Source organism: Nocardioides sp. NPDC023903 (genome assembly GCF_040639295.1).
Classification (GTDB): Bacteria; Actinomycetota; Actinomycetes; order Propionibacteriales; family Nocardioidaceae; genus Nocardioides.
This window is the reverse complement of sequence record NZ_JBEZZS010000006.1, coordinates 226765-233622: the sequence shown is the minus strand read 5'-3', so window position 1 is coordinate 233622 and position 6858 is coordinate 226765. Positions and strand designations below refer to the sequence as shown.

Below are 6858 nucleotides of genomic sequence, written 5' to 3'. Positions count from 1 at the left end.
CGGAAGGAGTCCTCCACGACCTCGTTGGCGTACTCGGAGGCGACCATCTTGGCCATGCCGGCCTCGACGTCCATCCGCTTGCCGGTGTCCTTCAGGCGCGCGGCGCGGACCATCATGTTGTGGGAGACCTCGACCTTGGTGCCCATCTCCGCAAGGCGGAACAGGATGGCCTGGTGCTCGGCGATCTTCTTGCCGAAGGTCTGGCGCTGCTGGGCGTAGGCGATACCGAGCTCGAAGCCCCGGATCGCCAGGCCGCAGGCGCGGGCGGCGACGTTGACGCGGCCGACCTCGACGCCGTCCATCATCTGGAAGAAGCCCTTGCCCGGGGTGCCCCCGAGGATCTGGTCGGCCGAGATCTTGTGACCCTCGAAGATCATCTCGGTCGTGTCGATGCCCTTGTAGCCCATCTTGTCGATCTTGCCGGGCACGGTCACGCCCTGGGCGGTCTCGCCGAAGCCCGGGGTCTTCTCCACCAAGAAGGTGGTCATGTTCTTGTAGACGCTCTCGGCGCCCTCATCGGTCTTGGTCAGCACCGCCACCAGGGTCGAGGAGCCACCGTTGGTCAGCCACATCTTCTGGCCGGTGATCTCATACGAGCCGTCAGCCTGCTTGGTCGCCTTCGTCGACACCGCGGACACATCCGAGCCCAGACCCGGCTCGGACATCGAGAACGCGCCACGGACCTCGCCGGTGGCCATCTTGGGCAGGTACTTCTGCTTCTGCTCCTCGGTGCCGTGCTGCATCAGCATGTAGGCCACGATGAAGTGGGTGTTGATCACACCCGACACGCTCATCCAGCCGCGGGCGATCTCCTCGACGCACAGCGCGTAGGTCAGCAGCGACTCACCCAGCCCGCCGTACTCCTCCGGGATCATCAGACCGAAGATGCCCAACTCCTTGAGACCCTCCACGATCTCGGTCGGATACTCATCGGCATGCTCCAGCTCCTGGGCCACCGGAATGACCTTCTCGTCCACGAACTGACGGACGGTCTTCAGGATCTCTTCCTGAATATCGGTGAGACCTTCGGTCTCGGCAAGGCGACCCATGCTCTACTCCTAATCTCGGTGGTCGGGGCCACAACGTTTCGACCCGTCGAGACCACGCTGACGTCACCGCGGCAGGTTACCAATCAGTAACCATCAATGACAGGTGACACCCGCCACACCGCGATCCTACGTCCCTCAAACCCGCCGTCCGACTGCCGAGAAGAACGGCTTGAAGAGCTTGTCGTACGAGGCCTTGGTGACGCTCACGTAGCCCGATCGCTTCCCGGTGCCGGCCGAGGTGGACATCTGGGTGCTGGAGCTGAAGGCGAACGCCGGGGTGGCACCGGTCCTGCTGATCAGCAGCACGGTCGCCCGCAGGCCGGAGCGGTCGTAGCCGCTCGGGCGCCGCACGGCCCAGCTCGCCTTGTCCACGTCCTTGCCGAGGACGCGCTGCAGCGAGCGCATCTCGGCGGTCGTGGTCCGCTCCGCGGTGACGACCTGGACCCGCGCACCGCGCGCCTTGGCCCGCTTCAGCGCCCGGAGCACCTTGGCGTTGGTCAGTGCACGGGTGGCCAGGTGGACGACCTGACCCCGTTTGGTGCTGTTGATCGACTTCAGGACCGTACGCAGCACGCTCTGCTCGTCGGTGGCGTCGAGTCCCGGGTCGGTGACCACCACACCCGGCCCGAACCGGGCCCGGGCAGATCCATCGGTCGAAGTGACCGGAAGCGGAGAGAAGTCGACCCGGACCGCGTGATGGTCGGACTCGAGCCCGAAGGCGCGCTGGTTGCCGGTGGCGAACCGCGCGATCCCGCGAGCCAGCACGTAGTCGATGGTCGAGGCGCGGCCGTGCGTGACCGGCGTCTGCTGGGTGACGTCGTAGCTCGGGGTCAGGTGCTGCGCGGCGAAGATGTCGCTCGGGTAGCGAGAGCCCTCGTACTGCACATTCAGGTCGCCGCCGACCATCACCGGCCCGCGTCGGGCCAGCGCCTTGACGAGCACGTTCAGCGCGCGGGCGGAGGGGCGGACCAAGTCGCCGTAGTACTTGGACTTGGGCGCGAAGTGCACCGCGACCACCGAGATGTTCCGGCCGGTCGCCCGGTTCTCGAGGGAGACCCAGTTGGCGTACCTGATCCCCCAGTGCAGCCGCTGGTCCGCCGGCTTGCCGCGCTTGTTGCTGATCTGGTGGATGCCCTTCGAGGTTGCTGCCCACTCGTCGTTGTCCCAGGCCACCGCTGTCGCCGACTTGTACGAGTCGCCGCCCTTGCGCCACACGCGATAGCGCCCTGGCTCGAGGTCCGCCGTCCGGCGGCCGTTCACCTCGTTGTAGGTGATGAAGTCGGGCGCGGTGTCGACGACCTCGCGTACGTCCTTCTTGAACCTCGCCGTGCCCATGCTGGCTTTGATGTTGGCCTGCACCATCCGGTAGCGCGGTGGCGAGTAGGCGACGGTCTCCAGGTCTGTCGCGGCCGGAGCTGACGAGTCGCGCACGGCGACGAGAGCCCCGCCGAAGAGGCCGATGACGAGCCCAGCGGAGAGCAGGGCCTTGGCCACCCGGCCCCCGCGAGACGGAACCTGAGGTCGTGTACGCATTCGTCCGGGCCCCTCTCGCTGCTTCGCGACCGGTCACACTGGTCACATTGAGAACTTTTGTAACACAAGCCTCAGGCAGATCCCCGACCCCGTTCCGATGCGATTCGGATAGATCATGGAATTCGCGGTCCGTGCCACCGCGTGAGCGTCGAAGCGACCCACTGGGGCCGATGTCATAACGTTGGGCCGTGAGCACCTCGCCCAACCGCGTATACGCGGCACGCCTGGTCGGCCTTCCGATCTTCGACCCGCTCGGTGAGCAGGTCGGCAAGGTGCGAGATCTCGTGGTCACGGTCAGATCCGACGCCCGGCAGCCGCGCGTGCTGGGGCTTGTCGTGGAGGTCTTCGGGCGCCGGCGCATCTTCGTGCCGATGACCCGGGTGACCAGCATCGACTCCGGTCAGATCTACACCACCGGCCTGCTCAACATGCGCCGCTTCCAGCAGCGTTCGACCGAGACCCTGGTGATCGGCCAGATGTTCGACCGTCAGGTCACCATCCGTCCCACCGGCGTCGTCGGGACCGTCTACGACGTCGGCATGGAGCAGGCCCGCAACCGCGACTGGCTGCTCTCCCGGGTCGCGGTCCAGGAGCCTTCCAAGGCGCTGCGCCGCCGTGGCCAGACCCACGTGGTCGAGTGGAGCGACACCGAGGGCCTGGCCAGCCGCTCCCCCACCCAGGCCGCGACCCACCTGGTCCAGGCGATCCACGACATGCGTCCGGCCGATGCCGCGACGATGATCCACGAGCTCCCGCCCGAGCGGCAGCGGCAGGTCGTCGCCGCCCTCGACGACGAGCGCCTGGCCGAGGTACTCGAGGAGCTGCCCGAGGACGACCAGGTCGCCATCGTGCGGGCCCTGGACTCCGAGCGTGCCGCCGACGTGCTCGAGGAGATGTCGCCCGACGACGCCGCCGACCTCATCGCCGAGCTGCCCGAGGAGACCGCCACCCTGCTGCTCGATCTGATGCAGCCCGAGGACGCCAAGGACGTACTCCGGCTGATGTCCTACGAGGAGGACACCGCCGGCTCGATGATGACCCCCGAGCCCGTCATCGTCGGTCCCGACGCGACCATCGCCGACGCGCTCGCCCTCGTACGCAACCCCGACCTCACCCCGGCCCAGGCGGCCCTGGTCTACGTCTGCCGTCCCCCGCTGGAGACGCCGACGGGCAAGTTCCTCGGCATCGCCCACATCCAGCGGCTGCTGCGCGAGCCACCGTCCACACTGGTCGCCGGTGCGCTCGATGACTCCCTGGAGCCGCTGCGCCCCGAGGACAGCACCGAGCAGGTCGCGGCCCACCTGGCGACGTACAACCTTGTCGCGGCCCCCGTCGTCGACGAGAACGGCCATCTGGCCGGCGCCGTCACCGTCGACGACCTGCTCGACCATCTGCTCCCGGAGAACTGGCGCGAGAACCTCGCCCGCCAGGAGTCGGCGACCGAGCCCCGTCCCGACACCCGCCCAGACACCCGCCCCAACAAGGTGATCACGCCGGAGATGGTGCGACGTGGCTGACACCCGCGCCGCCCGCGGCCGCCTCGACACCCCGCGCGAGCTGCGCCGACCGCTGGTCCGGCGACCCACCTTCCGCGCGGATGCCTTCGGCTCCTTCGCCGAGGCCTTCGCCCGCTACATGGGCACCGCCCGGTTCATCGCCTGGATGACGATGGTCGTGGTCATCTGGGTCGCCTGGAACCTCCTCGTTCCCAACGAGTGGCGCTTCGACGAGTTCCCGTTCATCTTCCTGACCCTGGCCCTGAGCCTCCAGGCCTCGTACGCCGCGCCGCTGATCCTGCTCGCGCAGAACCGCCAGGAGGACCGCGACCGGGCCATCGCGGAGCAGGACCGCCGCATCGCCTCTCAGTCCAAGGCCGACATGGAGTTCCTCGCCCGCGAGACCGCGTCGCTGCGGATGGCCCTCGGCGAGGTCGCCACCCGCGACTACCTCCGCTCCGAGCTGCGGCTGCTCCTCGAGGAGCTCGACGAGCGCGATCGTCACCGCGGTCCGATCGACCAGCCCTCGGGCGATGCTGGAGACTCCCCACGCACGACGTAGGCTTGCATACCGTGAGTAGCCCGCTTCTCGACCGTGTCAACGCAGCCCTGGCGACCGTTCAGGACCCGGAGATCAAACGTCCCATCACCGAGCTGGGGATGGTCGACTCCGTGTCGATCGACGACGCAGGTCTCGTCAGCGTCAAGGTGCTGCTGACCGTCGCCGGCTGCCCGCTCAAGGACACCATCAACCGCGACACCACCGCGGCGCTCGAGAAGGTCGACGGCGTCACTGGCGTCGACCTCGAGCTGGGTGTGATGACCAACGAGCAGCGCACCGAGATGCGCAACGGGCTCACCGGCGGCCAGGCGCAGCGGGAGATCCCCTTTGCCCAGCCGGGCTCGCTGACCAAGGTCTTCGCGATCGCGTCGGGCAAGGGCGGTGTCGGCAAGTCGTCGGTCACGGTCAACCTGGCCGTCGCGCTCGCCGGCCAGGGCCTCAAGGTCGGCATCGTCGACGCCGACATCTACGGCCACTCCGTGCCCGCGATGCTGGGCGTGGCCGACTCCCGGCCGACCCAGGTCGACGACCTGATCATGCCGGTCCCGACCGCCTCCGGCGTCTCGGTGATCTCGATCGGGATGCTCAAGCCGCGCCGCGACCAGGTCGTCGCCTGGCGTGGACCCATGCTCGACCGGGCCCTGGTCCAGATGCTCTCCGACGTCTACTGGGGCGACCTCGACGCGCTGCTGCTCGACCTGCCCCCGGGCACCGGCGACGTGGCGATCTCGTTGGGCCAGCACCTGCCCAACGCCGAGATCGTCGTGGTCACCACCCCGCAGGAGGCCGCCGCCGAGGTGGCCGAGCGGGCCGGCACCATGGCCGAGATGATGCACCAGCGCGTCGTCGGCGTCGTGGAGAACATGTCCTGGCTCGTGCTGCCCGACGGCTCCAAGATGGAGGTCTTCGGCTCCGGCGGTGGCCAGCGGGTCGCCGACACCCTCTCCCAGCGCTTCGGCTCGAAGGTGCCGCTGCTCGGCCAGATCCCGCTGGAGCAGACCCTTCGCGAGGCCGGCGACGCCGGAAAGCCGATCGTCGAGTCCGACCCGACGGCCGAGTCGGCCAAGGTCCTGGCCGACGTGGCACGTACGATCTCGGGCCGCGGCCGTGGGCTCGCGGGCATGCAACTGGGCCTCACTCCCACCTCCAAGCTCTGAGCCTGTAGGTTCACCTCCGTGTTCGGCATCGGCTTCGCGGAGCTTGCCGTCATCGTCGTGATCGCCATCCTGGTCTTCGGCCCGGACAAGATCCCCGACATGGCACGGCAGATCGCCCGCCTCCTCCACCAGGTGCGCAACCTGGCCAACAACGCGCGAGACGATTTGCGCGGAGAGCTCGGGCCCGCCTACCAGGACCTCGAGCTGCGCGACCTCGACCCGCGTCGCATCGTCAGCAGGCAGATCCAGGAAGCCCTCGCCGACATCGAAGAGGAAGAGGCTCGCGCCAAGGCGCCCAGGCCTCTTCTGGCCGGCGAGAAGCCGCCGTACGACGACCAGGCCACGTAAGCCGGTCCCTCCAGTCTCCTTCGTCACAGGAGAACCTTCTGTTACTCGCTGGTTTAGAACCACGAATAACGGGTAAGAGAAGGTTGCCTGCGTAGAAAGGAGTTTGCGCCCATGAGCGCTCTACCATCTCGGGACCCTGATCCTGCGGAGCCGGATCCGCAACGCCCTGCCGAGGTGCCTCTGGCCGATGTCCAGGGCACGCTCGCCTTCGACCTACAGCCACGCCTGGATCCACCGCAGCCGGACCGGAGAGGGCAGGATGACGCACTGCTGGCCGAGCCGATTCCTATCGTCCCCGCCCGCGGCCATCTGAACGCGTGGATCCCACAGTTCGCACAGAAGATCGCCGAGGTCGTCGGCGGGGACCGGCCGGCCAGCCAGCTGGTCCGCTGGACGACCAAGGAGGTCGTCGCCGACCTGCGCTACCGCGCCGCCCTGACAGCCCGTAGCGGGGCGTACGAGCCCGGCCTGGGCCGCCACCAGCCGGTCCGCCCGCGCGTCTATCGATGGCACCTTCACGTCGTCACCGACACCATCGTCGAGGCCACCGCCACGATCAAGTACGGCCACGGCTACCGAGCGATGGCCCTCCGCTTCGAGCAGAGCGGCGAGAACTGGATCTGCACGGTCCTCAACTTCGGGCCGTACACATAACCGCGTGGAGCGCTATACGTACCAGGTACGTATAGCGCTCCACGGGTTGGACGCTGAGC

General features: G+C 68.1%; 7 protein-coding genes. 5 read left to right on the top strand and 2 right to left on the bottom strand.

Annotated features, from left to right (window positions below):
* On the bottom strand, positions 1-1049 hold a 1049-nt coding region (locus AB0F44_RS10050; protein ID WP_357354960.1), incomplete at its 3' end, for an acyl-CoA dehydrogenase family protein.
* 135 nt (positions 1050-1184) lie between these two features.
* Positions 1185-2582: an endonuclease/exonuclease/phosphatase family protein gene (locus tag AB0F44_RS10045; protein ID WP_357354958.1), complete on the bottom strand. Its 1398-nt coding sequence runs from the start codon at positions 2580-2582 to the stop codon at positions 1185-1187.
* A gap of 188 nt (positions 2583-2770) precedes the next feature.
* On the opposite strand from AB0F44_RS10045, the gene AB0F44_RS10040 reads away from it, so the two are divergent.
* From AB0F44_RS10040 to AB0F44_RS10020, 5 genes are all read left to right on the top strand, one after another.
* Complete coding sequence (locus tag AB0F44_RS10040; protein ID WP_350659386.1) at positions 2771-4099, top strand: CBS domain-containing protein; 1329 nt, start codon at positions 2771-2773, stop codon at positions 4097-4099.
* A complete protein-coding gene (locus AB0F44_RS10035) occupies positions 4092-4640 on the top strand; it encodes a DUF1003 domain-containing protein (protein ID WP_355230534.1) in 549 nt (182 codons plus the stop codon). The genes AB0F44_RS10040 and AB0F44_RS10035 overlap by 8 nt, the downstream gene beginning before the upstream one ends.
* A gap of 11 nt (positions 4641-4651) precedes the next feature.
* The gene (locus AB0F44_RS10030) at positions 4652-5797 is read left to right on the top strand and encodes a P-loop NTPase (RefSeq protein ID WP_357354955.1); all 1146 of its coding nucleotides are present in this window, start codon (positions 4652-4654) and stop codon (positions 5795-5797) included.
* Between the two features lie 18 nt (positions 5798-5815).
* Positions 5816-6145 (top strand): sec-independent translocase, encoded by a 330-nt coding sequence (locus AB0F44_RS10025; protein ID WP_355021999.1) that lies wholly within the window; start codon positions 5816-5818, stop codon positions 6143-6145.
* 111 nt (positions 6146-6256) lie between these two features.
* The gene (locus tag AB0F44_RS10020; protein ID WP_357354953.1) at positions 6257-6799 is read left to right on the top strand and encodes an Rv3235 family protein; all 543 of its coding nucleotides are present in this window, start codon (positions 6257-6259) and stop codon (positions 6797-6799) included.
* Positions 6800-6858 lie beyond the last annotated feature (59 nt).